The following is a 24,408-nucleotide window of genomic DNA, read 5'->3' on the forward strand; positions in this document are numbered from 1 at the left end:
GGCTGGCGCACTCTCAGCACGGCGCTGTCGGCGAAGGCGTAGGCGCGCAGGGTTTCCACCGGCCGGAAGCTGTCGCCGATATCGAGATAGTCGGCCAGCGGCGGGCTGCGCAGTTCCATCGTGCTGCTGATGCCGTAATCGCCGAGTGCCGAGGCTTCGAGATAGCCGCGCACGGTGTCGGCACCGCCGGCGGAAAACTGCTCGTTGGAGATCAGCGGCTGGTCGGTCAACTGGCCGCCGAGCTTGATATAGCCCTGCATCGCCAGCGGCAGGCCGAAGGTCTGGGCGTAGCTGCCACGCAGCCAGAACTGCTGGCCACGGGCACCTAAGCGGTTGAGGTCGAACTCGGCGCGGTCGCTGCCGACGAAGCCGGTATTGAAGCTCAGGGACAGATCGAGCTGGGCGATGTATTCGTTCTGGCGCAGGATCGAGCTGTATGCCGCGCTCAGCGGGTAGTAGGTGATCGGCGTCGGAATCTCGCTGCCGCCGAGCACCGTGGTGTTCTTGAAGTGCTTGTAGTCGAGGCCGACCGATAGCGACTGGTACAGCTCCTCGGTGCCCGGCAAGGTCCAGATGCCGCGTACGCCGAGCGTCTGGCCGCGGCCGAGCACGTTGATGCCGCCGACGGTGGCGATGTTGGAATCCGAGATCAGCCCGTTGACCAGCAGGTTGAACGGGCTGGCCCCGAAGCGCGCCAGATAGGAGCCGAAGAAGACCTTGGCGTCGTTGGTGTCCTGTGGCGCGGTCTGCACCGAAGCGCTGAGCGAATGGCCGCGCTGGAACAGGTTGTCGTAGGACAGGCTGGCGACGGCGCGCAGATTGCTGGTGTCCTGGCTGCGGCGGTTGTTCAGCTCCAGCGAGCCGTGCAGCGGCAGCTCGTCGTCGACGACCAGATCGACATCGACGGTGTTCGGCGTGGCCCCGGCTTTCAGCGATGGCGTGACCCGGCGATCAGCCTGCTGATTGAGGGCCGCGATATCGCTGCTGACCTTGTTGAAATCCGGCACCGTGCCTTCGGCCAGCGCCGGCGCTTCGGCCTTGATCTGGTCCAGCGAGTGATATTCGGAGCCGACCACATTGAGCCGGCCGACCCGGCTTTCGCTGACTTCCAGCACGATCACGCCTTCGCGCACGGTCTGCTTCGGAATCGCCACCGATACCGTCTTGTAGCCGCGATCGCGGTAGTAGCGTTCGAGCGCGGCGCGAGCGCGATCGACATCGTCCGGCGTGCGATCAAGACCGAGGAAGGGCTCCAGCGTCTTGATGATCTCGACATCGCTCAACACGCTGTTGCCGTCGACCGCGAACTCCCAGATATCCAGCGCGGGCGGTGCGGTGACCGGTGGTGCAGGCGCAGCCGCAGCGGCGCTCTGGGCACCCGCCGCCGATGGCAGCAGCGCCCACGCGCTCAGCGTCGCTGAACCCAGCAATCTGACGAGCCTCAGGTTCAACGAACGAAATCCCCTGACCAACGAAAGCCGGCAACGAAAGTGCCGGCGCGCAATAACGGAATGGGCAACGGGAAACCTGGATGGGAAGCCGATGGCTGTCGTGACTTCCGTATCCGCAATCACCGAGGTGATCGCTCGACCCGCCGTCCTGACTTGACCCGGGCGCTGCAAGGCGCTCATCCGGTACTCGGGGACGGCCACGGTTTCCGAGCGGCAAGTGTCAACGACCAACGTTGCAGATTCGTGAAGTCGGCGTGCATGGCACGTCCATGGGGGTCGAGCCTCGCCGTGGTCGGACAGTCTTCTATTCGCAATAGCCGCGTCACATCGGCTCGGTAATTTTCACGAATTACTGATGGATGCCGGCCTGCAGCCAGCACGGTACCCGGCGTCGATGCCGGGCTTCCGCGGCTGACAAAGCTTGCGACACGGGGATGACGCGCTCGAGACACCGACAAGGTGCCGGCGCGGTGCAGCGGCCATTTCGGCAGCGGTTCGGGCCCGGACAGGGCCCGGACGGGATTCGGGGCAGGGATTGCAGGGATTTCGGGCGGACATGAAACAACAGCGCGGCAGACGGCGGCTGAAACTGCTTGACCGTTACATCGGCATTCCCGTGGTCGTGCTGCTCGGCGTGCTGCTGGCGCTGCACCGGCATTTCGGCCGGCGCTTCGGGCGGAAGCGCGCCGTGATCAGCGACCCGCGCCGGCCCTCGATCGGCATCCTGGCGACTGGCGCGATCGGCGACACCGTGATCGCCAGCGGCATGATCCGCGACCTGCGCGCGGCCCATCCCGAAGCCCGCATCCTGATCTTCACGACAGCGTCCAATGCCTCGGTCGCCGACATGATTCCGGCGATCGACGAGCACGTGCCGCTGCGCATCCTGCGGCCCTGGAACGCGGTGGCGACCCTGCGCAGTCAGCCGCTCGACTGGCTGATCGACATCGGCCCCTGGCCGCGCATCAACGCCCTGCTCGCCGGCCTGTCACGCAGCGCGGCGACGGTCGGCTTCAAGACCCCGGGCCAGCATCGCCACTACGTCTACGACCACGTCGTGCCGCTGCGCTATGACCGCCATCAGCTGGCCAACTACGGCGCGCTGCTGCAGCCGCTGGCAGTGCCCGCCGGCCATGCACCGGCGGTGGTGTTCGATGAAGTGGTTTCGGCGCTGGTCGCACCGCAGCCCTATGCCGTGTTCCACGCCTGGCCGGGCGGCTATAAGGCCGAGCTCAAGCAGTGGCCGGCTGTGCGTTGGGTGGAACTGGCGCGCCGGGTCCACGCGCTCGGCCTGAGCATCGTGCTCACCGGTGGCGATGACGATGTCGAGGACACTGCCGAACTGGCCACGGCGATCCGTGCGGCCGGCGTGCCGGTCGACAATCGCGCCGGGGTCTGCGCGCTGCCGCAGACGGTGTCGCTGCTGAAGCGCGCGGCCATCGTCGTCAGCGTCGATACCGCGGTACTGCATCTGGCTGCCGCGGTCGGCGTGCCGGTGATCGGTCTGCACGGCCCCAGTTCCTCGCTGCGCTGGGGCGGCGTCGGCCCGCAGGTGCTGAGCATCGACGCGGTCGGCACCGATTGCGGCTACCTGAACCTCGGCTTCGAACATCCCGCGCAACCACCGGATTGCATGCATCGCATCGGCGTCGGCCGGGTTTATGCGGCGGTCGTGAAACTGCTTGATCAGCCTCATGCGAAGCCTGCCGAGCGGGCGGCCAGCCGGGTGTTGCGTTGGGAGCGGCAGGGCTGATTGCTAGCGTTGGCCAAGCAGATCGCAGTGGAAATCCATGCGCCGCTTGCAGGCCCGCGATACCAATACGGCGGCAATCACAGTGCCGGTGGAATAGGCTGCGACCGCGCCCCAAGGCCCAGCGATCGGAATGATCGCCAGGGCCGCCACCAGCGCCGCGCCGTTGCCGACGAGATAAGCCCGCAGATTCTCGGCTTCAAGGCCAGCGGCGCTGAGGATCATGCCGCCATTGCCGAAGGCCAGCCGCAGCAGCTGGCCCAGGCCCAGTGCGACGAAGAAGGGCCGCGCCAGTACCGCAGTCGGACCGGCAATCGCCTGCAGCCATGAAGCCGGCAGCACCGCCGCAATCACTACCAGCGAAGCCACCAACCACCAGGAGCGCAGCACCGCGCGCCGGAACGCGGCTTCCAGTTCGGCACTGATCCGGCCGGCCTCGCGGAACTCGGCCACCGCATGCTTCAGTGCCGACTGGCCGACCAGACCGACCGGCACGATCAGCCAGGTCGCGAAGCGCTTGGCGAGGCCGTAGACGCCGAGCGCGTAAGCCGGTGCCAGCATCGCCAGCAGCCAGACATCGAGGCTGACCACGGTCAACTGGGCGATCTGGGTGATGGTGATGCTGCGGCCACGACGCAGCATCTCGGCGATCACGTCCCGGTGACGCAGCGCGGTCGCCGGTGGTGGCTGGCGCAAGGCCGGCAGCAGGAAGGCGAGGCCGATCAGCACGCCCAGCCACTGCGCGATCGCGAAGCCGGCGAGCAGGTCGAGCGCATCGAGCTTCGTCCCGGTCGCCAGGGCCAGCACCAGCAGCGGCAGCAGCCAGAGGCTGGCGACGAAGCCGTTGCCACGGCCGCTGAAGTAATTGGCCAGCGCCACGCCGACCTCGATGCGGATCAGCTCGGCGATCACCCGATACAGGCTCATGCCGGCGACCGCTGCCGTGATCCGCCACAGCCAGGCCGGATCGGCGTAGCGGCTGTGCGGAAACAGCTGCTGGGCGAGTGCGAGCAGCAGCAGTTCCAGCAGCAGCCAGCCGCCGATCAGGCTCGCAGCGGCGGTCAGCATTGTCCTTGCCGTAGCTGGCCGTTCGCGGCTGCCGATCGCGAACACCGAGATGTGGCTGCCGAAGATCGCCAGCAGGTTCAGCGCGAAGACCAGCGATTCGGCGAACACGAAATCGCCGTAGACCGCCGGTCCGAGCGCCCGCACCGCGAGCACATGGGCGCCGGCCACCGCGATGACGCTGCCGACCCGGGCCAGGCCGGCATGGCCGAGCGCGCGGTCGAGTTGCCGCTGGGCCTTGCTGGCTGCTTCAGCCACCGGTAGTGACGGCAGGCGCCATCAACGGAAAGCTCAGCGCCGCACGGCCGCTGCCGCGTGTGAGATCCGGCGGGCGATTGAAATGGATGCTGCCGGGATCGAGCGTCGCCGCGAAGTCGAACAGCCGGCCACGGCCGCCAAAGCGGGCATCGATGAACGAGATGTTGCGGGTGCCGGCTTCGCCGCGGATCGCCGCGCCCTGCTTGCCGTTGTACTGGAAGTAGCAGGCGATGAACGAGACATCGCTGAGCCAGCTGCCAGCCCCGCCGAGGCCGAGGCAGGGCGGGTTCATGCCGCGCGGCTGGACGAAATTGCAGCTGATGAAGCTGCAGCGCTCGGCGGCGTCGACTGCGACCACCGGCACCCGCAGATCGTCATGCGCTGGCCGCTCGAACTGGCAGCCGAGTACGGTCAGCCCGGCGACCCGGCGGCGATCGCGCGGGCCGGTGGAGCTGCCGTCGACCCGGCCGGCCAGCCGCAGCTGGGCGCCGAGGTTCTTGTTGAAGCAGCTGTCGATGATCCTTGTATCGGCGCAGGCGCGGCTGTTGGCGGCCAGCAGCACGCCGCCGCCGCTGGCCTTGCCCTTGTCGAACGTGCCGTTGCCGATCGCGATGACGCCGCGCAGCGAGCACAGGAAGCCGCCGTCGATGACCACGCCCCAGTCGCTGCAGCCGCTGACCACGACGCTGTCGAGCGTGACATTGCCGACGTTGGCGAACAGCAGACCGGAGCCGGGTTGGCGGCGGCCATCGACGGTGATGCCGGAAATCGACAGGCCGTGAACGCGGACCTTGTCGTCGCGTACCGCGTGCAGCAGCGCGTCGCCTTTGAAGTCGTCGCTCTTGAACAGCACGCTGCCGAGCAGCGATTCGCTGCGCAGGCTTTCGCCGACGATTGCCAGGCCGGATTTCTCGACCGCGATCGGCCGGCTGATCCGGTAACGGCCGCGCGGAATCAGCAGGCAGCCACCGGCCGCGCGATCGACGGCAGTCTGCAGCGCGCTGGTGGAATCCTTGACGCCGGTCGGATCGGCACCGAAATCGTCGAGCGACAAGCCGTAGCCGCGCACCGACTTCTGCGGTAGCGCGCTGCTGGTTTCGGCGTCGTCGCTGGTATCGAGATCGCCGTCGTCGACCGGCTCCTCGGCCTCGGCGCGGTCGCGCTTGCCGGCGGCGCGGGCCAGCGCAGGCGCGGCCATTCCGGCGGCGAACAGAAACTGGCGGCGATCCCAGATACGCGTGTCAGACCCAGATTCAGACATTGGGCTGCCACTCGGCGACGGAATGTTCCAGCACATCGCAATAAGCTGCCCAGGTGCGGTCGAGCATCTCGCCGACGCCGAAGTGCTGGCGGACCACGGCCTGCGCGCGCGTGCCCGCCACGTGCCTTGAAGCAGGAGTTTGGAAGGCCAGCAGACAGTCGACAGCCTCGGCCGGATCGTCGAGTGCATAGCCACAGTCGTCCAGACCGTGAGCCAGGATTTCGTCGTGGCCAGGCACCCGGCTCAGCACCGTCGGCAGGCCAGCGGCCATCGCTTCGAGCACCGCGTACGGCAGCCCTTCCCAGCGCGAGCAGGACAGAAAGATGTCGTGCGTCGGCAGCTGCTCACGCAGGCCCGGCACGGCGCCGTGCACGCGGACGAAACGATCGTGACCCGCGGCGCGCAGCCGGTTCGCGAACCCTGCACGGCCTTCGCCTTCGCCATAGACATGAACTTCGACGGCTGCTTCGGCACGCGCCGCCAGTTTGGCGATGATCTCGAACAGAAGGTCCGGGTTCTTGGCTTCGCTGTAGTTGTTGACGGTGATGATCTTGAGCGGCGCATCGGCGCGATTCGCCCTGACGATTTCGGCCGGCACGGCAACGCCGTTGCGGATCATCCGGCTGGCGCCGAAACCGAAACCGGCGCTGCGGGCCAGGGTCTGATCGCCGTCGGAAACGAAGATGCTCAAGCGCGTGAAGCGTTCCAGCAGCCGTTCGATCAGCAGCCGCAGGCGCCGCTTCAGGCCGCCGGGCCGGGATACGAAGAACAGGCCGTGATGGGTATGGACGACCGGCATAGCGCTCAGCGTGCCGACTGGCCGCGAGTAGGCGCTGGCGGCGCTGCCGTGCGAATGGATCAGCTCGATGCGCTGTGTGGCTACGAAGCGCCGCAGCGCCCACAGCGCGCTCAGGCTCAGGCGTCGCCGCGGAATCGCCAGCATCCGCTCGCTGCCGACCCGGGCCGTATAGCGATCCCAGTACGGCGCTTCCTGCGGACAGGCGACGAACAGCTGACAACGCCCGGCGAGACCATCGACCAGTTGCAGCACATGTTCGGGGCCGCCGCCGATGTCGGCGCGTCCGGTGATCAGCAGCACGCGCGGCTGTGCTTCAGCGCTCACGTGCTGGGGTCGCTGGAGCGCAGGCGCAGTGCGATCGCCAGGATCACCATCACGCTCGGCGTGCTCAGGTACATCGTGAAGGTGTCGGAGAAACACATGCGGCCCAGTTCACCCATCACCAGGCCGGCAGCGGCGGCCTTGTAGCGGCGGACCATGACATCCGGCGAGCGGCTGCCGAGCAGGCGCAGCTGGATCGAGGCCCAGAACAGCAGGAAGAAGGCGATGCCGGCAACGCCCAGCTCCAGGAAGATGCGCAGGTAGGAGTTGTCGACCGGCAGGCCGGTCAGCTCCATGGTCTGCTTGTAGCCGATGCCGAGCACGTTCCAGCCCAGCTGATCGAGCAGCCCGGCCCAGTTCTGGTAGCGGATCGAATGGGCGATCGAGCGATCGTCTTCGCCAAGGCCGAAGCGCGACATCGTGGCGCTCAGCACGGCGGAATCGGTGATCAGGGCAATCAACGGCAGCAGAGCCACCACCACCGCGACGACCAGACCCAGGGTCACCATCACCCGGCCGGCGCTGCGCTGATGGCTGCGGGCCACGAACAGCGTGGTGAACATCAGCACCAGGCCGACCTGCAGCAGCGAGTTGCGCGAAGCGGTGATGACGATGCCGTAGACCAGCACGGCCAGCGTCACCGCGATCTGTACCGCGCTCAAGCGGCGCAGGGCGATCCAGTACAGCGCCAGCGCGGTCATCGCCCAGGAAGTGATCAGGTGCGAAAAGCCGCCGGAGTTGCCGAGCTGGCCGCCGGCGCGGAACACGTAGCCGAGGCCGTTCTTCAGAAACAGCGCCTGCTGCTGTTCGCGCACGGCGCCGACGAACCAGTAGATGAAGAAGCTGAGGACGATACCGAACAGGCCGCCCCACCAGAACACCCGCAATGCGCGCTCGGCGCTCTCGATCGTCCAGTGCAGGCTCAGCGCCAGCAGGAACGGCGCGTAGATGAAGCACAGGCGTAGCACGCGCAGGGTTTCACGGCCGAGGTCGCCGACATTGACCATCGAGATCCATGCGCAACCGAGGAAGCTGGCCACGAACAACAAGGTCATCGAGTCCGGCAGCCGCGCGCGGTAGAGCAGCAGCAACAGCAACGGCAGGCCGAACAGATCGACGAAGCTGATGTGATCGGCACCGGCCGCGAACGCCGAGGAACTGCCGGGCACCGGAATGGCGATGACCGGAATCAGCGCCAGGCAGAAGCAGACGATGCTGGTAGCCGACAAAGCGTCGAAGCGCGGCAAGGTACGCGCGTGGCGGGGCAGGGCGATGTCCAAGCCGGTCGCGCTCATGCTGCGACTGCCTGCTTGTGGTCAATCCGAGCCTCATCGAGCCAGTCGCTCAAGTCCCAGCCGAGCAGCGATTCCAGCAGCCGGATGTCGTCCGCAAAGTAGGCAGCCATTTCCTGACGCAACGCGGGGGGCAGCGTCTGGCGGCGATGCCCGGTGCGGAATTGCGCCTTCAGCGCTTCGATCATCGGAAAGCGATTGCGGCGCAGGAAGGCGCGCAGCTTGAGCACGATCGGCTCGATCGCTTTCGGCGGCGTCAGCACCAGCTTGGCGACCATCCGCGAGCGCTGGCGATGCGAGCTGTTGACCACCGGGAATTCGCTGCGGCCATCGTCCGGCAGATCGAGAAAGGCGAGCAGCCGCCGATAGCAGGCACCGGCGTCGGCGCGGAAGTCTTCGTAGCGGATGAACAGCACCGCGTCGCGCGGCACCGTCGCCAGCAGCCGGCGCACCTGCTCGCCGTAGCGGCCGATCATTCCGTACTGCAGCTTGTTCGGATCGCGGCAGCGGCGCGGCAGCTGTTCGCCACGAGCGCGTGCGGTCTGCGCGCGCCAGGCGGTCGCGAAGTCCGGCTCGTCCTCGTTCATCACGTAGGACTGTTCCATGTGATAGGCCTGCGCGAACTCCACCGGGTTGCGCAGCATCACGATGAAGCGCGCCTGCGGATTGAACGCGATGATGTTGGCGACCGCGCGCCGCGAGTGCAGGTAGGTGGTCGAACCTTCGGCGACGATCGCGTGACGCTCGTCGGCACCGGCGAACAGCGCCAGGTAATCGTCCAGCGTGTGCAGCGAATGGTGGCGCGCCAGCACCGGGTAATCGCTGGCGAAGTAGGCCGGTTCTTTCGGATCGCAGAAGAACACGTCGGCACGATCGCGCAGGTACTGGGCCATTGCCGTGGTGCCGCTTTTCGGCGCGCCGAGGATGAAGGTATTGGGATGCCGGCTCATGCGCCGATCCTCTGGTCGATGAGTCGCGGCGCTGCCAATGGGCGAGTCGGTTCGGCTTGCCGCCAATCGCTCAGATCCCAGCCAAGCAGGCGTTCCAGCAAGCGGATGTCGTCGGCAAAATGGCGGGCCAGTTCGGCGCGCAGCACCGGCGACAGCGGTTCGCGAACCATGTCCTGGCGCTGCCGTTCGCGCAGCGCTTCCACCAGTGGCAGGCGCGCACTGCGCAAGGTCTTGCGCAGCCGCCACAGCGGCTCGCGCAGCGCTGCCGGCGGGTTCAGCAGCAGCCGCGCCAGCGCCGGATAGCGACGGCGATGGGCGCCGTTGACCACCGGGAATTCGCTGCGGCCGTCGTCGTCCAGACCGAGGAAGCTCAGGGTCTGGCGATACACCGCGCCGGGATCGGCCCGCAGCGCATCGAAGCGAATGATGTGCACCGAGGCACGCGGCACCCGCGTCAGCAATCGTTCGATCTGCTCGCCGGTGCGCGCGAACGCGGCGTACTGCAGGAAGCGCGGCTGCCGGCAGTCGGCCGGTATCGATGTGCCGCGTGCGCGCTGCGGCTGCAGCCGCCAGGCATCGGCGAAATCGGCCTGATCCTCGTTGAGCATGTAGCGCTGCTGCATGTGCAGCGCCGGTGCCAGTTCCAGCGGATTGCGCAGGCTGACGATGAAGCGCGCGTTCGGGTTGAGAGCAAGAATCGCCGGCACCGCGTCGGCGGACAGCAGATAGTTGGTCGAGCCTTCGGCGATCACCCGGTGCTGCGGCTCAGGCGCGAACAGCGCCCGATAGCGCTCGGGATCGAAATGCGCCTGGATGTCGGCATGCGGCGGAAAATCCCGCGCGAAGTAACCGGGCTCCTTGCGGCTGCTGAAGCAGACCTGCGGATGCGCCGCCAGCCAACTGGCCAACGCCGTGGTACCGCTCTTCGGCGCGCCGATCAGGAAGGTATTTGTTGGTAGTGGGGACAGCCGGCTCATGCCGCCACCGCAGTCGGAAAGCTGTGGTCAGCGCCGTACCAGCGCTGCCGGAAGCGGGTGCCGAACTCGGCGTCGAGCCGCTGCAATTCGGTTTCGGCAATTGCGCGAATGGTGTTCCGCGCAGCAATCGACAGCACCGGCCGCGCGCCGGCATCGAGCGGGCTGTAGAGCAGACGCTGCACCAGCGATTGACGCTTGACCCAGGCGATCAGCCGCTGGCCGCCATGGCGTTTGAACCGCTTCGAGAGCTTGTTGACGGTCAGCGCCAGCCCCGCCGAACGCGGCCTTGCGGCGGCATTGATCTTGTCCTGCAGCAGCACCGGCAGCGGTTGTTCGGCAACGCCGAGAAAACGGCAGACGCTGGCGAAGAAGGCTGCAGGATCCGCCTTCAGATCGTCGAAGCAGCCGATGAAGATCGCCTCGCGGCCGAAGGCATCGACCCAGGGCTTGAGCAGCCTGTGATAGGCCAGCGACTGCGGCTCGAAGCGGCTGCTCATCCAGTCCGCCGCCGAGCCGTCGAAGCGGCCATTGCGCCGTGCGAACAGATAGGCCGAGAGCACGAAATCTTCCGGCCGGCGAAAGCAGACCAGCAGTTTCACCGGCCCGAGTGCGGTGCGAATCTGCGCCGCCAGTTCCGGCCGCCGCCAGTAGCGATGGGCGATCTCGCCGATCGCGCGATGGCCATTGGCATCGGCGAAGAAATCGCCGTACCAGTCGAGCCCGCGTGTCTGGTTGAGATCGAAGTAACTGGTTTCCTTGACCGGGGTGACGAACACCTCCGGATGCTGGCGCAGCGCTTCGAACAGCCAGGTCGAGCCGGCCCGGCCGGTGCCGATGTAGAGAAAGTTGGGCAGCGTGCGCATGGGAGCTGGAGCCGGCTACGCGGTTCAGGCGTAAGCGGCTTTCAGGGCCTGGCCGTAGGCGCCGGCACGCACGCCGACCTGATTGAGCACCGCACCCTGCACGGTGACGCCGGCATCGGCGAAGCGGGCGAGCGCCGCTTCCAGTTCATCGGCCCGGTGTTCGCCGGATTTCAGAACCAGCAGGGTCATCGCCGCGAGGCGGCCGAGGATCGCGGCATCGGCCGCAGTCAGCACCGGCGCAGCATCGAGCACGACGAAGTCATAGTTGCCGGCGAGCAGGCGGATCAGATCGGTGAAGCGCGGTTGCAGCAAGGTGTCCGCCGGCACGCGTGACGGGCCGCCGCCGGAGATCCAGTCCAGGCTGCCGACGGTGCCGGCCAGCGCCGGACGGCTGCGCAGCAGCGCTTCCGGCGCCATCGCGCTCTGCACGTATTCGACGATGCCGGCGCCGGCGAGGCTGCCGGAGGTTTCGCCACCGAAGCTGCGGCTTAAGCTCTGGCTGCGCAGGTCGGCATCGACCGCGACTACCTTGCGCCCCGCCTGGCTCAGCAGCAGCGCCAGATTGGCGGCGACGAAGCTGGCACCGCTGCCGGCGACCGGGCCGCTGACCAGCACCACGACGCCGCTCTTGCCGGCAGCGCGATTGAGCAGCGAAGTGCGCAGCGCGCGCAGCGCTTCAACGGCAGCGTCTTCCGGCAGGCGATCGGCGAGCAGGCCGGTGCCCGGCTCGGCGCGCTTCGAAGCCGGCTTGGCTTTCTTGAGCCGCGCCAGCAGACCCGTCGACGGCCGCCGCTGGGCTTTCGATAGCGGCACCAGCGCCAGCGTCGTCAGACCGACGGTCGCCAGTTCTGCCGGGCTTTCGAGGCCGCGGGTCAGCGAGCGGCGCAGGAACACCGCGACGACACCGAACAGCAGGCCCAGCGCCAGCGAAATGACCAGGATCAGCAAGGTTTTCGGTGCTGCCGGCACGTACGGCAGGCTGGCGCTGTCGATGGTGCGGACATTGCCCACCGAGCCGACCTTGGCCAGCTCGTAGCTCTGGATCGACGAGACCATCGACTTGTAGAGGTTCTCGCGCGCTTCGACATCACGGGTCAGGGTCAGCACGTCCTGCTTGGTCTGCGGCAGCAGGTCGACGCGGCCCTTCAAGCTGCGCTGCTCGCGCTCGATGGTCGCCAGCTGCGCGGCCAGTGCCTGGATCACCGGATGCTCGGCGGTGTAGCGGGTCTTTTCCTTGTCGATCTGGGTCAGCAGTTCCAGCCGCTTCGATTCGAGATCGACGCCGTTGCGCAGCAGCAACTGGCCGTCGAAATCCACCGACAGGCCGCCGTTGATCTGCTGGTACTTGGACAGTGCGGCCTGCGCTTCCTGCAACTGCGCGGCAATGGTCGGCAGCTGCTTGTTGAGAAATTCCAGCGAGCGCTCGCTGTCTTCGCGCAGCGCGGCGCTGTGTTCGGCGTGATGCGATTCGACCAGCGCATCGACGATGCGCGCGACCATGGCTCGGCCGCTGCCCTTGTAGGCCACTTCGATGACGCCGGACGACACCGCGGTCTCTTCCACCGTCAGGCCTTCGATCAGATTGGCGACGGCGACGTCCGGCGTCAGCTTGGTCACCGAGAACTCGGTGCCCGGCAGCGCCTGCAGCGACTTGACCAGCATCTTGTAGCGGCCATCGCGGCTGGCGGCTTCGCTGCCGACCTTGCCGGTGAGCAGTTCGCGGCCGAACCAGAAGCTCTGCAAGCGATAGGCACCGCCTTCGAGCGCGACCAGGATCAGCGTGCTGTCGTTGTCCTCGGCCGGCACTTCGAGCTTTTCGACGCTGATGCGATCGCCGCCCCAGGCCCAGCGGCGGAAGCCGAACCAGGCTTCGACCGGCTTGGCCGCTTCGCCGTTGCCGTTGATGTTGCGGGCGATGCCGCTGCCGACGATCGGGAAATGACGCGGGCCGGTGGCGATGTCCAGATGCAGCTGGGCGATCACCGGATCGATCACCCGGCGGCTCTGCATCAGGCTGATTTCGGCGGAAGCCTGCGATGGCGTGCCGCTGAGCAGCGCGCCGAGGCGGCCGAAGCGGTTGTCGACCGGGCCGCCGGACTTGGTCGGCTCGACGACCTGGATCAGCGCGCTGGCCCGATAGGTCGGCGGTACCAGCAGGCAGTAGGCGAGCGCCAGCAGGAACACCGTGGCGGTGACGCCGAGCAGGGTCCAGCGGCCGGCGATCAGCAGTTCGTAGATGTCGCGAGGACGAATGTCTTCATCGCCCGGCAGCGGTCGACGCGGCTGATGGAGGGGGCTGGCGTTATCGTGGGTCACTGGAGCTGCCTGGGTGTGCGTCACGCCGGAAGCGGCGTCACGAAAAGAACGGGATTCGAAGCGGGATGCGGAGCTGGTCAGCGTTCGCGGATGACGCGGCGGCCGGAGGCGATTTCGCCAATGCGCGCAGCGTTGAACAGCGTCTGCACCGTCGGCAGGATCTGCTGCACCACGTTGTTGTATTGCGACAGTCCGGTGGCCTGGACGTAGACCACGTCACGCACGCGCAGCGGGAACTGGCTGGCCATCAGCAGACCTTCCGGCGACGACATGTCGAGCACGTAGATCGACGCCGCGATGGCCGCACCCGGTTCGTTGAGACGGAACACCAGCACGCCGGAATCGTCGGCGCTGAGCTTGTCGAGACCGCCTGCTTCGGTGAGTGCTGCGATCAGCGGCAGACGGTCGCGATTGATTTCGATCGGCCGCTGGCGGGCGACTTCGCCGAGCACGTAGACGCGGTCGGCATCGCGGTTCGGGAAGTGCAGTTCGTCGCCGGCTTCCAGGCGCGGATTGCGCGCCGGGCCTTCGCCGGACAAGAGTGCTGCGAGGTCGATGCGATACGGCGTGCCGTTGCGCACCAGCACGGCGCGGCGGCTGCTGGCCAGCTCGGTGAGACCACCGCTGGCATCGAGCGCCTGCAGCACACCCTTCGGCGTGTCGTCGAGGGTCAAGGTGCCCGGCTTCTTGATCTCGCCGGTGACCTGGATGCGGTGGGCGCGGTAGCCGATGACGCGAACGTCGATCTTCGGGTTGACGATCAGGCTGCCGAGCTTGCCGGCCATGTACGTGCGCACTTCGGCGACGGTCATGCCGGCAACCTTGAAGCTGCCGATGTACGGGAAATAGGTGGTGCCGTCGGCGGCGACGATGCGGCCTTCATCGGTCGGATCACGGGAAACGCCGGCGACCGAATCAGTCAGCTCGCGATGCTCCCAGATGGTCATGAACAGCACGTCGCCAGCGCCGATCATGTATTCCGGCGGCACGTCGGACGGCGTCACCGTCGGCAGCTGCGCGGTTTCGGCAGCGTCGACATCACCGCTGTCGTCGAGCAGCTTCGAGACCACGTCCGGCGTGACCTTGACCACGCGGTACTTCTGCAGCACTTCGGTATCGGCACCCGCATTCGGGTCCGGCTTGGTGACCACGGCGCCTGGCAGCGGCGGAACGCGAGTCGGGCCGTACGGCGGCCATTCGGATTTCTGCTCCGGATCGCTCTTGACCGTGACTGGAGCGCTCAACGCGTGCTCGCCGACTTCGACCTTGCGGACGTTCAAGCCTGGAACCAGTTGCGTGCAGCCGCCGAGCAAGGTTCCGCCGACGATGAAGATGAGCCCCGAAAACCTGACGCTTCGCATGTTGAACGCTCTTGATAGATTCCCGCTTCGGCACTGCAGCGATGCGAAGCGGCACCCGGCGCCGCACGGATCATCCCGTCAGGCACCGCGCACCCCGCCCCTGAAAACGCCCGAAAATGCCCAGATGTTGTTTGGTGTCCCGGTGCCAGCAGGCGTGCCACGCAGCCCTGTTGACCGATCTGACGCGAAAGGCGCTCGGACTGCCCCGAGGCTTTCATTCCGGTGTTTTGTTCAGCCCGGGCAACAGAATATTGACGAAATGTTGCAGTTCGTTGAATCGCTGCAACTTGGCGGTTCTCGGAGGTTTCCGAGCCGCTGAAAGCCCCTGATTCAAGGGCTTTTCACAGAACGCCTGCCGAAGCGGCAAGCCGCCGCTCGACCTCATCGGCATCGCTGAGGCTGCGGATGTCGAGGAACAGGCGCTCGGCTTCGGGATAGCTGCGGGCCAGCCAGACCAGCCATTGCTTGAGCACGCCCGGCGCGTACTTCGGATGCGACACCTTGGCCCGTACGCGATGCCAGTAGCCTTCGACCAGCGGCAGCAGTTCGAGCCAGCGCATCGGCTCGATGACGCGGCCATCGCGCACGGCGGCGATCTGCCGGGCCAGATCGGGCCGGGCGATCAGGCCACGGCCGAGCATCACGTCGTCGACGCCACTCAGGGAGCGGCAGCGGCGCCAGTCGTCGACGGTCCAGATTTCGCCGTTGGCGTAGACCGGCACCTTGACCGCATCGCGGATGCTGCCGATCCGCTCCCAGTAGGCCGGCGGCTTGTAGCCATCGGCCTTGGTGCGGGCGTGGACGACGATCGACGCCGCGCCGCCGTCGGCGAGCGCCTGGGCGCAGGTTTCGGCGTCGTCGGCGTGATCGAAGCCCAGGCGCATCTTGGCGGTGACCGGGATCTGCGCCGGCAGCGCACGCCGTACGGCGCTGACGATGGCGTGCAGCAGCTCCGGCTGCTTGAGCAGCACGGCGCCGCCTTTCGACTTGTTGACGGTCTTCGCCGGGCAGCCGAAATTCAGATCGATCACCGGCGCACCGAGCGTTGCCGCGAAGGCGGCGTTGTCGGCCACGCAATGCGGATCGGAGCCGAGCAGCTGCACGCGCATCGGCGTACCGCTGGGCGTCATCGCGCCCTGCGCCAGTTCCGGCGCCAGCCTCAGGAAGCTCGATGCCGGCAGCAGGCAGTCATTGATGCGGATGAATTCCGACACGCACCAGTCGATGCCGCCGATGCCGGTCAGCAGCGCGCGCAGCCCGTCGTCGACGAGCCCTTCCATCGGCGCGAGGGCGAGTTGCATGGGAAAAACCGTACGGCGGCCTTTAGCGGCGCGCGGATGATAGGCGAAGCAGGCTTGCGATCAGGATCGGCGGCCTTGCGCCAGCCGACCCGTTGCAGCGGTGGACGTCAGTGAACGCGCTGGCCGATGCCGAGGCGCTCGACGAGATGGCTGTCCAGCTGAGCGAGCAGCGACGGCACCAGTTCCGACAGACCGCGGGTTTCGCTGCGCGGCAGCACGTGGCGCTGGCTGGCGATCTCGGCTTCGGCGCGGAACGCCGCCAGGCTGATCACACGGCCGTTGCCCCGGTCTTCCGCTTCCGGTTCCAGCCAGACCTGCACCTGCACGCTGGCGTCGCGGGTGGAGAAACCTGAATAGAGTTTGCGCATGTCGTTTTTCTGGCGGAAGAATTATTGACGGATCAACGGTGGTCAAACCTTAGCTGAACGGTTGTGCACCAACCTCCAGTCAAGACTGCCCATAGGACCCCTCAGATCCGCTCTCAGCGTCTGCCGATCCCGGAAATCGGCATTGTTGCGCTGCCGCAAGTTATTGTTCGCAAGCCTTATCCACCCCGAGACCCACCATGCAGACCATCGATATCGTTCAGGAATTCTCCCGCCCCGTCGCCGAGGTTTATGAGGAACTGGCCGATAACAACCGCCTCGGCAAGGTGTTCGGCGTGCCGGTGGTGCGGGTGCGTGATGGCAACAGTTCGGTCAACGGCGTCGGTTCGGTGCGCCGGATCGGCGTGGCACCGCTGGCCATCGAGGAAACCGTGGTTGGCGCCGTGGCCGGCAAGTCGATCGACTACAAGATCACTCGCGGCGGCTGGCCGCTGAAGAACCATCACGGCCGGCTGGTGTTCAAGCCCTTGACCGGTGGCCGTTCGCAGGTGACGTGGCATATCGAGTTCAACGGCGCGCTGCCGGGCTCGGCGTTCCTGGTCAAGCAGATCCTGAATCTGGCGATCTCGCGCGGCCTGAAAAAAAATGCCTGAGTCACCTGCGCCGGGGCTCAAGCCCTAGCGCAGTTTCCTGGCCAGCTGTGCGACGCCGGCAACGAACTCCGGCACGCCACCATAGGCCGGATGGCGCAGCGCTTCATGCGCATAGCCGAGGCGGGTCAGCGCTTCTGATGATTTGTTGCCGACCGCCGCCAGCACGGCATTCGGCAAGGCCTGGCGCAGTGCGCGCAGCACGCCTTCGCCGGCACTCAGTTCGGCGCGTGTCGGCGTACGGTTCGAGTGAGGAACGCCCGGCGCATGCGGGTGCAGCGGGAAGGCATTCCACAGGAAGGTGCTGTCCGCCAGTTGCTGCTCGTACAGCGTGCGCCAGACCACGCGGGCCGAGGGTTCGCTCCAGGGCTTCGGTCGGGTCGACAGGCGCGGACAGGGCGCGATGCCGGGAATGCTGCCATCGATCAGCAGCGCTTCCGAGGTGAACGGAATGCCCGAAATCCGGCAGCCCTGATAGCCCGCCGCTTCGCCGATCAGCACCAGCCGCAGGTCCGGTCTGGCCGCATGGGCGCGGAGATGGGCAATACGCCGGGCCGGGCCGTTGTCGGCGGAATCGTCGGCGTTGGCTGCCGCCCAGGGATGGTGGGTGCCTGCCATTGCCGGAAGTTGGTCGAGTGCAGCGAGCAGTGCGTCACAAAGCAGAGTCATCGAAGCCGGAGGGAAATGCGGCCTGCAAGCGGGCCGGAGCGCAGAATCGGGAAGCCGAAAGGCTGCGAATTGTAGGGCCGCAGCGCTGATTCCGACGGCCGGTAGCATTCGCTGATTAGAGGGTCCCACTCAAGAGTTGCGCGAGGGCCCCATTACCGCCGATGCTTCGGGAAAGAAGCATGTGCAATCAGACTATTGCTGCGGCCCAGGAGATGACAGCGACGATGGAACCGACTGACGAACTGATCAACACGCTGTACCGCTCGGCCATCGAGGAAGAATGTCAGGACTACCGCGCCAAGGCGCTGGCCAGGCTTTGTGAACGCCTGGGTGCCAGCCGCGCCGCCTGGTGGTCACGCGGTGTCGGTACCGGCGGCGGCGAGCTGACCCAGCATCCACCCGGCCAGAGCCAGACCCAGTTCACGCCGCAGCTGATGGCGACGCTGCCGTTCACCAGTTCCCAGAGCGAGGCTTCGATCGAAGTGCCGATGCGCGGCCAGATCGGCCTGGCCGTGCAGTACCGGCATCGTGAATCCGGCGTGATCAGCACCGTGCTGATGCAGTTCGCGGCGGATCGCAAGCTGCCGGCGTCCGAAACGTTCCGTCGGGTGCTCGCGCATATGGTCGAAGCGGGCGCGCTGGCGCTGCGCCAGTTCATTCGCCGCGACGATTGGCTGCAGGCGATGGGCCGCGCCAATCGCGGCTCGGCGGCGATGGTCGATGCCGAAGGCAGCGTCTTCGCGGCCAGCGAGCGCTTCCGCGAAATGCTCGGCGAAGACCAGGCGGCGCCGATCCTGAAGCTGCCGTTCGAGCTGCCGGAATCGACACTCGGCGACGAAGGGGGCGATTTCATCCACGCGCCGCTGCACATCCGCGTGCGCCGCTCCGGCCAGCTGTACCTGATCTATGCCCGCAAGCCGCTGCCGCTGGACATGCTGTCACCGCGCGAGCAGGAAATCGCCCGCGCGCTCGGCAACGGCAAGACCTTGAAATCGATCGCCCGCCAGTACGGCATCGCCGTGTCGACGGTTGCCAATCACACGACCCGCATTTACCGGAAGCTGGCGATTTATCGCCGCGAGGATCTGATCGATCTGATCCGGCTGAAGGCGAGCAAGCCTTGAAACGCAGTGGTCAGTAGCTAGTGGCTGGTGGTCAGTTGCCGGTGTAGCTGCGTCGGCACCGATCAGATGTCTGCCGTTTTCGGCACACTGACCACCAGCCACTAATCACTAGTCACTGCTTTCTCCATGAACTCCGAAACAGCGCTCGAAGTGCGCGAACTGGTCAAGCACTTCAAACAGGTGAAGGCGGTCAACGGCCTGAGCTTCGACGTCAAGACCGGCACCTGCTTCGGCCTGTTCGGCCCGAACGGCGCCGGCAAGAGCACGACCATCGAGATGTGCGAAGGCCTGCTGACGCCGACTTCCGGCAGCATCCGCTATCGCGGCGAGCCGCTCGGGCCGCGCTATCGCGAGCGGGTCGGCATCCAGTTCCAGTCGACCGCGCTGCAGGATCATCTGACGGTGATCGAGAACCTGCGCTTCTTCAGCGCGCTGTACCCGGTGCGCCGCTCGCTCGATGAGCTGATCGCGCTGTGCCGGCTCGAAGATTTTCTTGATCGCGACAGCAGGAAGCTCAGCGGCGGCCAGCGGCAACGATTGTTACTGGCAATCGCCCTGGTCAACGATCCGGAGCTGCTGTTCCTCGACGAACCGACCACCGGCCTCGATCCGCAGGCGCGGCGCAATTTCTGGGATCTGGTCCGCGACATCAAGGCCGCCGGCCGCACCATCGTGCTGACCACGCACTACATGGAAGAGGCCTATCTGCTCTGCGACGAGATCGTCATCGTCGACGCCGGCCAGATCATCGCCCGCGGCGTGCCGAGCCAGCTGCTCGCCGAACACTTCAACGATTCGGTGCTCGAAGTGCCGGCCGCCGAAGCGCCGAAACTGGCCGGCAGCACGCTGGTCGGCACGCCAAAAGGCGACACGCTGGAAATCCAGACGCCGGACGTCAATGCTGCCGTCGCCGCACTCCTCGCCGCCGGCGTGTCGCTGGCACAGTTGCGTATCCGGCCGCGAACCCTGGAAGACCTGTTCATCGAACTCACCGGCCGGGGGCTGCGGGAATGAAGGCTTCACTGCGCCGTATCGCTGCCGCCGCCTGGGCGCGCAGCCTCGAATTTGTCCGCGACCGTTCCTCGCTCGGCTGGAACCTGGTGTTCCCGATCCTGATGGTGATCGGCCTGGCCTTTGTGTTCTCCGGGCCCGGCCAGCCACTGTTCAAGGTTGCGGTGATCGCCCCTGCGGAAGCCAAGCTCGACGCCAGCCTGCATCCTTTCCTCGACACACCGCAGGTGCAGTTTTATCGCGAGGACAGCCGTGACGCCGCGCTGCCGAAAGTGCAGCGCCATCGCATCGATCTGCTGATCGATTTCACTGCCGCTCCACCGGCTTACTGGGTCAACGAGCAGTCACCGAAAGGCGCGCTGCTGGAACGCCTGATCGCCGGCAGCGGCGGCGCGGCGCTGCACCGCGAAGTGACCACCGGCAAGTCGATTCGCTATGTCGATTGGGTGGCGCCCGGCGTGCTCGGCATGAACATGATGTTCGCCTGCCTGTTCGGCATCGGCTATGTGATCGTCCGTTATCGCAAGAACGGTTATCTGAAGCGGCTCAACGCCACGCCGCTGCGCGCCTTCGAGTTCCTGCTGGCGCAGCTGCTGTCGCGCCTGGCGCTGATCCTGGTGGTCAACGTGCTGGTCTTCGGTGCCTGCCGACTGCTGCTCGGCCTGCGCATGGAAGGCTCGTATCTGGACCTGCTGGTGGTCGTCACCCTCGGCGCCTTCTCGATGATCGCGATGGGCCTGGTGGTCTCGGCCCGGCTGGCCAGCGAAGAACTGGCCGGCGGCATCCTCAACGTGATCTCGACGCCGATGATGGTCGTCTGCGGCGTGTTCTTCTCGATGGACGGCGCCCCGCGCGCCCTGCAGATCGCCGCCGATTTCTTCCCGCTGACTCATCTGCTCAACGCCGCGCGGGCAATCATGCTCGATGGCACCGGGCTGGCGCAGCTCGGTTATCCGCTCGGGATGATGGCGCTGATGAGTGCGGTGTTTCTCGGCTTGGGCGCCGTGCTGTTCAAGTGGCGGCAGGATTGACGTCCAGCGAGCCTTGCCGCTGGACGTCAATGCCCGGCCGTGGACGGCCGAAGTAGGTATTCAATCTGGCCCCGGGTAAGTTTCGGGCTCCAGGCGCACCGCCCTCAATGCGGCGGGCGTCTCCAGGCATTTTCGTGCAGCGGACCGCGGAGCAGCTGCGGTGTTTCGGATGCCTGGCGCTGTGCTGCCGCAGCCCTCGTCGCGCTGCTCGTCCCGCAGGTGCCGGTCTGCTGCCAGGTCAGTGCGGTGGCAAGCAGGGCCTCGTTGGGATCGCCGAGTTCGTGCGCGTAGTCGTCACTCACCCTGCAGTCCGGCGCGAAGCCGTCGGCGTAATCGCCGAAGCCTTGGTCGTTGTCGCCGGAGTACTCGATGGCGAAGTACGACAGTCCGCAATTGTCCTGGGCATAGAAGCCGTAGGGTTTGCCGCAGGTGGTGCCGCCGATCAGCAAAGCCTGCACGCCGATGCCGCGTAGGCCGTTGACCAGCGATTCGCTGGCCGAGCAGGTGCCAGGCCCCGCGAGTACGAAGACGCGTGACAGGCTCAGTTCCGGCAGGGCCTTGCCCGAATCCAGGCTCGGGTCGAAGCCCTGTGAAGTGACATGAAAACCCACGGTGGAATCGGGTGATCGCGTCAGCGGATTGGTGGCGTTGAAGCGCAGCTGCTTGAAGACGCGGCCACTGCTGCGCGTCTGGCCGGCGATCATGAAGGCGAGCTCGCTGGCGATGTCGAGGTAGCCGCCGCCGTTGTAGCGCATGTCCAGCACCAGGTCGGTGATGCCGGCGTCGCGCAGCTGCGTGAGCGCAGCTATCAGTTCGCCCTCGGCGGTGGCGATGTGCTCCTTGAAAACCAGATAGCCAACACGTCCGGCCGGCGTTTCGAAGGTCTGCACCCGCTCCACCGGAACGCTGTTCAGCGACGCAGACACTAGGGTGGCATTGCGGGTCACGCCGCTGCGGTCGCGGAAGGTAAAGCGGTGGCTTTCGCCCACCGTGGCTGGAAATAGGCCGGCATTGAGCGTGTCGACACCGGCCCGAGTGCCGTCGTTGATCATGTCGACGCCGTCGATCGCCAGCACTTCGGTACCGCGGCCGATGCCTTGGTAGGCGGCCGGCGTGTCGGCGTCGGTATAGACCACGATGGCCTTGCGGGGCGGGGCGCTCGCCAGCAGCGTCACTTGCATGCCGTAGCTAGTTTCTATACCCAACATCGACGACGCGTTCCAAAGGTCGGTGGGGTAAGTGAAGCTGAAGTCGTCCTTGCGCTTGCCGGAGGCCGTGACCTTGGGAGTCTTCAGGGCATCTAGGTAGGCATCGAGCGCGTCCGGCACGCTGCCGTAGGCTGCGGCCGTGTAACGCGAGGCCGTGGCGTCCGGGATCTCGTCGTTCCAAAGGTAGACCTCGTGCATGTAGGTCTTGAGCCAGAGCTTTTCGTCGTCGATCGAGCCTTGGCGATCGGGATAGGGTTGATTGTCGTTGTAGGGATCGTTGCCACTGCGCGGTGTCGCGCAGAACGCCGCTTGGCGGTCAGAGGCAGCGGTGCGCTGCTCCCACAGTGAGGCGTCCGGGCCAAGACCACCGCCATCGTCGCCACTGCCAGCGCTGCCGCCACCGCCGCAGCCAGTGAGCAGGAGCAGCGTTGCGGCCGTCGCCGCTGTTTTGTGGCGCATGGAGATTGCGAGCTTCATGAAGGAGGATCGGCCGATCTTATAGGCACCAAAAAGCAAAAGATGGTCTAAATCGAAACTCAGTGTGAATCCGGTCACCGTCTCCGCCGGCTCAAGCAGCCCCGGCTTTTCGCTCTGCCTTCGACTCCGTCGCCGCGGTCGTCCCCAAATCTCTCAATATCGCACTGCTGCTCGGGTGGCATCCCTATAATTCCAGTATTCGTCCCACTCTCCGGATCGCCATGTTCCCCGCCAAGCTTCCGGCTGTCATCGACTACCCCGACGCCATCAGCTGCATCGACACCGAGCAGCAGCGCACCGGTCTCGCTTGCTGTTATCTGTTGCGTAGCGGCAACCAGTACGCGTTCATCGAATGCGGCACTTCGCTGTCGGTGCCCGGCCTGAAGGCGGTGCTTGCAGAGCGCGGCATCGGGCTCGATCAGATCGCCTATGTGATCCCGACGCATGTGCATCTCGATCACGCCGGTGGCGTCGGCCTGTTGATGAAGGACTGCCCGAACGCGAAGCTGGTGGTGCATCCGCGCGGTGCCCGGCATCTGATCGATCCTTCGGCGCTGATCGCCGGTGCGACGGCGGTCTACGGCCCCGAGAACATGGCGACGATGTATGGCGAAATCCTGCCGGTGGCCGAGGAGCGCGTGATCGTTGCCGATGACAATTACGTGCTCGATTTCAACGGTCGCAAGCTCAGCTTCATCGATTCGCCTGGTCATGCCCGCCACCATTTCTCGATCTGGGATGCCCAAAGCCGCGGCTGGTTCACCGGCGATACCTTCGGCCTGTCGTACCGCTTGTTCGACGGCCCGAACGGCCCTTTCCTGATGCCGACGACGACGCCGGTGCAATTCGAGCCGGAGGCCTGGCTGAAGACCATCAGCCGCTATCTCGCGGCCGATCCGGCGTTCATGTTCCTGACGCACTACGGCCGCGTCGACAACGTCGCGCAACTGGCGGCGGATCTCGGCGGTGGCATCGCGATGTACCAGAGCATCGCTCTGCATCTCGCCGAAGTGCCGGACCGTCATGCCCGAATCTACGAAGCGCTGATGCTCTATTCGCTCGAAGAACTGGCGGCGAATGCCTCGCCGGTGACCGACGACGTGGCTCGCGAATGGCTGGCTTTCGACATCGAGCTGAACACCCAGGGTCTGGAAGTTTGGCTCGACAAGCAGAAGGCCAAGCCGGCTGCCTGAGGGCTTAGCGCTGCAACAGGCGCTCGACCAGTTCGGCAAATGATTCCGCTTCGATTTCGGGCGCGTGCTCCTCGTGCGCCCAAGGCAAGCCGTCGCCATTGATCCAGGCGGCACGCAGCCCGGCTCGGCGGGCACCGAGCACATCGGTCTGTGGATCGTCGCCGACGTGCAGCACCTGGCCGGCGTCAAAACCAAGCCGAGTGCAGGCCGCGAGGAAGATGCCCGGGTCCGGCTTCGCGGCGCCGTGTTCGCTGGCCGATAGCGAGAAACGGAAATGCTGATCCAGACCGATCCGCGCCAGATCGGCATTGCCGTTGGAAACGGCGGCCAGCGGATAGCGCTCGGCGAGTCTTTCCAGCGCAGCGAGCGCACCCGGATACAAGGTCACCCGCTGCCGCTCGGCGATGTACACCTCGTAAACCTCGACAGCGCGGCGGTCATCGAGGCCGCAGTCGGCGAGCATCTGCCGGAACATCTCGCGACGCAGGAAGCCGAGGTCATGGCGCCGATCGGGAAACGCGGTGACCACACGGTTGCGCAACAGCAGCCGGCCGCCCTCGTTCCAGGCTGCCAGCACCACCGGCGCGTGCGCGGCGAACCAGGCATTGGCGGCCGCTTCGGCGGCCTGGATGGTCGGCGCGATCGGCCACAGCGTGTCGTCGAGATCGAGCGTCAGGGCCTTGAACGACATCGGGATTCGGTAGTAGCAATCGGGGCCGAAGTATATCGAGCGGATTGCGCTAAGTTAGCCGCA

21 protein-coding genes are annotated in these 24,408 nt (G+C 66.2%); 6 read left to right on the plus strand and 15 right to left on the minus strand.

Annotation, left to right across the window (positions count from 1 at the left end):
• Nucleotides 1-1,430 (minus strand): ShlB/FhaC/HecB family hemolysin secretion/activation protein (locus tag Q0D45_RS06075; RefSeq protein ID WP_293389899.1); only part of this gene is annotated, 1,430 nt, incomplete at its 3' end.
• A 577-nt stretch (nucleotides 1,431-2,007) separates the two neighbouring features.
• Here Q0D45_RS06075 and Q0D45_RS06080 point away from each other — a divergent pair.
• Nucleotides 2,008-3,204 (plus strand): glycosyltransferase family 9 protein, encoded by a 1,197-nt coding sequence (locus Q0D45_RS06080; protein ID WP_293389902.1) that lies wholly within the window; start codon nucleotides 2,008-2,010, stop codon nucleotides 3,202-3,204.
• 3 nt (nucleotides 3,205-3,207) lie between these two features.
• On the opposite strand, the gene Q0D45_RS06085 is transcribed toward Q0D45_RS06080, so the two are convergent.
• The 11 genes from Q0D45_RS06085 to Q0D45_RS06135 form a co-directional block, all read right to left on the minus strand.
• Nucleotides 3,208-4,524 (minus strand): hypothetical protein, encoded by a 1,317-nt coding sequence (locus Q0D45_RS06085; protein ID WP_293389905.1) that lies wholly within the window; start codon nucleotides 4,522-4,524, stop codon nucleotides 3,208-3,210.
• Nucleotides 4,517-5,785, minus strand: coding sequence for a glycosyl hydrolase family 28-related protein (locus Q0D45_RS06090; RefSeq protein WP_293389908.1), 1,269 nt, complete (start codon nucleotides 5,783-5,785; stop codon nucleotides 4,517-4,519). Before Q0D45_RS06090 ends, Q0D45_RS06085 begins: the two co-directional genes overlap by 8 nt.
• Nucleotides 5,778-6,908, minus strand: coding sequence for a glycosyltransferase family 4 protein (locus Q0D45_RS06095; protein WP_293389911.1), 1,131 nt, complete (start codon nucleotides 6,906-6,908; stop codon nucleotides 5,778-5,780). Before Q0D45_RS06095 ends, Q0D45_RS06090 begins: the two co-directional genes overlap by 8 nt.
• Entirely contained in the window at nucleotides 6,905-8,200 is a 1,296-nt protein-coding gene (locus Q0D45_RS06100) for a hypothetical protein (protein ID WP_293389913.1), read from the minus strand. The genes Q0D45_RS06095 and Q0D45_RS06100 overlap by 4 nt, the downstream gene beginning before the upstream one ends.
• On the minus strand, nucleotides 8,197-9,147 hold the full coding sequence (locus tag Q0D45_RS06105) for a sulfotransferase (protein WP_293389916.1): 951 nt from the start codon (nucleotides 9,145-9,147) through the stop codon (nucleotides 8,197-8,199). The genes Q0D45_RS06100 and Q0D45_RS06105 overlap by 4 nt, the downstream gene beginning before the upstream one ends.
• Nucleotides 9,144-10,124: a sulfotransferase gene (locus tag Q0D45_RS06110; protein WP_293389918.1), complete on the minus strand. Its 981-nt coding sequence runs from the start codon at nucleotides 10,122-10,124 to the stop codon at nucleotides 9,144-9,146. Before Q0D45_RS06110 ends, Q0D45_RS06105 begins: the two co-directional genes overlap by 4 nt.
• Nucleotides 10,121-10,987, minus strand: coding sequence for a sulfotransferase domain-containing protein (locus tag Q0D45_RS06115; RefSeq protein ID WP_293389922.1), 867 nt, complete (start codon nucleotides 10,985-10,987; stop codon nucleotides 10,121-10,123). Before Q0D45_RS06115 ends, Q0D45_RS06110 begins: the two co-directional genes overlap by 4 nt.
• Before the next feature lie 24 nt (nucleotides 10,988-11,011).
• Nucleotides 11,012-13,303 carry a GNVR domain-containing protein gene (locus Q0D45_RS06120; protein WP_293389925.1) on the minus strand — a complete coding sequence of 764 codons (2,292 nt, stop codon included), beginning with the start codon at nucleotides 13,301-13,303 and terminating at the stop codon, nucleotides 11,012-11,014.
• A 77-nt stretch (nucleotides 13,304-13,380) separates the two neighbouring features.
• Nucleotides 13,381-14,664 (minus strand): polysaccharide biosynthesis/export family protein, encoded by a 1,284-nt coding sequence (locus Q0D45_RS06125; protein WP_293389928.1) that lies wholly within the window; start codon nucleotides 14,662-14,664, stop codon nucleotides 13,381-13,383.
• Between the two features lie 341 nt (nucleotides 14,665-15,005).
• Nucleotides 15,006-15,965, minus strand: a complete 960-nt coding sequence (locus tag Q0D45_RS06130; RefSeq protein ID WP_293389931.1) for a tRNA-dihydrouridine synthase — start codon at nucleotides 15,963-15,965, stop codon at nucleotides 15,006-15,008.
• 107 nt (nucleotides 15,966-16,072) lie between these two features.
• Nucleotides 16,073-16,333, minus strand: coding sequence for a hypothetical protein (locus Q0D45_RS06135; protein WP_293389934.1), 261 nt, complete (start codon nucleotides 16,331-16,333; stop codon nucleotides 16,073-16,075).
• Nucleotides 16,334-16,530: 197 nt separating this feature from the next.
• On the opposite strand from Q0D45_RS06135, the gene Q0D45_RS06140 reads away from it, so the two are divergent.
• Nucleotides 16,531-16,944 (plus strand): SRPBCC family protein, encoded by a 414-nt coding sequence (locus Q0D45_RS06140; RefSeq protein WP_293389937.1) that lies wholly within the window; start codon nucleotides 16,531-16,533, stop codon nucleotides 16,942-16,944.
• Nucleotides 16,945-16,968: 24 nt separating this feature from the next.
• On the opposite strand, the gene Q0D45_RS06145 is transcribed toward Q0D45_RS06140, so the two are convergent.
• Nucleotides 16,969-17,559: a uracil-DNA glycosylase gene (locus tag Q0D45_RS06145; protein ID WP_293389940.1), complete on the minus strand. Its 591-nt coding sequence runs from the start codon at nucleotides 17,557-17,559 to the stop codon at nucleotides 16,969-16,971.
• Nucleotides 17,560-17,789: 230 nt separating this feature from the next.
• Between Q0D45_RS06145 and Q0D45_RS06150 the strand changes: the two genes are divergently transcribed.
• From Q0D45_RS06150 to Q0D45_RS06160, 3 genes are all read left to right on the plus strand, one after another.
• Nucleotides 17,790-18,734, plus strand: a complete 945-nt coding sequence (locus tag Q0D45_RS06150; RefSeq protein WP_293389943.1) for a LuxR C-terminal-related transcriptional regulator — start codon at nucleotides 17,790-17,792, stop codon at nucleotides 18,732-18,734.
• 126 nt (nucleotides 18,735-18,860) lie between these two features.
• Nucleotides 18,861-19,748, plus strand: a complete 888-nt coding sequence (locus tag Q0D45_RS06155; protein WP_293389946.1) for an ABC transporter ATP-binding protein — start codon at nucleotides 18,861-18,863, stop codon at nucleotides 19,746-19,748.
• The gene (locus Q0D45_RS06160) at nucleotides 19,745-20,776 is read left to right on the plus strand and encodes an ABC transporter permease (protein WP_293389949.1); all 1,032 of its coding nucleotides are present in this window, start codon (nucleotides 19,745-19,747) and stop codon (nucleotides 20,774-20,776) included. The genes Q0D45_RS06155 and Q0D45_RS06160 overlap by 4 nt, the downstream gene beginning before the upstream one ends.
• A gap of 104 nt (nucleotides 20,777-20,880) precedes the next feature.
• Here Q0D45_RS06160 and Q0D45_RS06165 read toward each other — a convergent pair whose 3' ends face one another.
• Nucleotides 20,881-22,539, minus strand: a complete 1,659-nt coding sequence (locus tag Q0D45_RS06165; RefSeq protein ID WP_293389952.1) for a S41 family peptidase — start codon at nucleotides 22,537-22,539, stop codon at nucleotides 20,881-20,883.
• 143 nt (nucleotides 22,540-22,682) lie between these two features.
• Between Q0D45_RS06165 and Q0D45_RS06170 the strand changes: the two genes are divergently transcribed.
• Nucleotides 22,683-23,654 carry an MBL fold metallo-hydrolase gene (locus Q0D45_RS06170; protein ID WP_293389955.1) on the plus strand — a complete coding sequence of 324 codons (972 nt, stop codon included), beginning with the start codon at nucleotides 22,683-22,685 and terminating at the stop codon, nucleotides 23,652-23,654.
• A 4-nt stretch (nucleotides 23,655-23,658) separates the two neighbouring features.
• On the opposite strand, the gene Q0D45_RS06175 is transcribed toward Q0D45_RS06170, so the two are convergent.
• On the minus strand, nucleotides 23,659-24,345 hold the full coding sequence (locus Q0D45_RS06175; RefSeq protein ID WP_293389958.1) for an HAD family hydrolase: 687 nt from the start codon (nucleotides 24,343-24,345) through the stop codon (nucleotides 23,659-23,661).
• Nucleotides 24,346-24,408 lie beyond the last annotated feature (63 nt).

Origin of the sequence: Nevskia sp., from assembly GCF_023266035.1 — a bacterium.
Taxonomy (GTDB): domain Bacteria; phylum Pseudomonadota; class Gammaproteobacteria; order Nevskiales; family Nevskiaceae; genus Nevskia.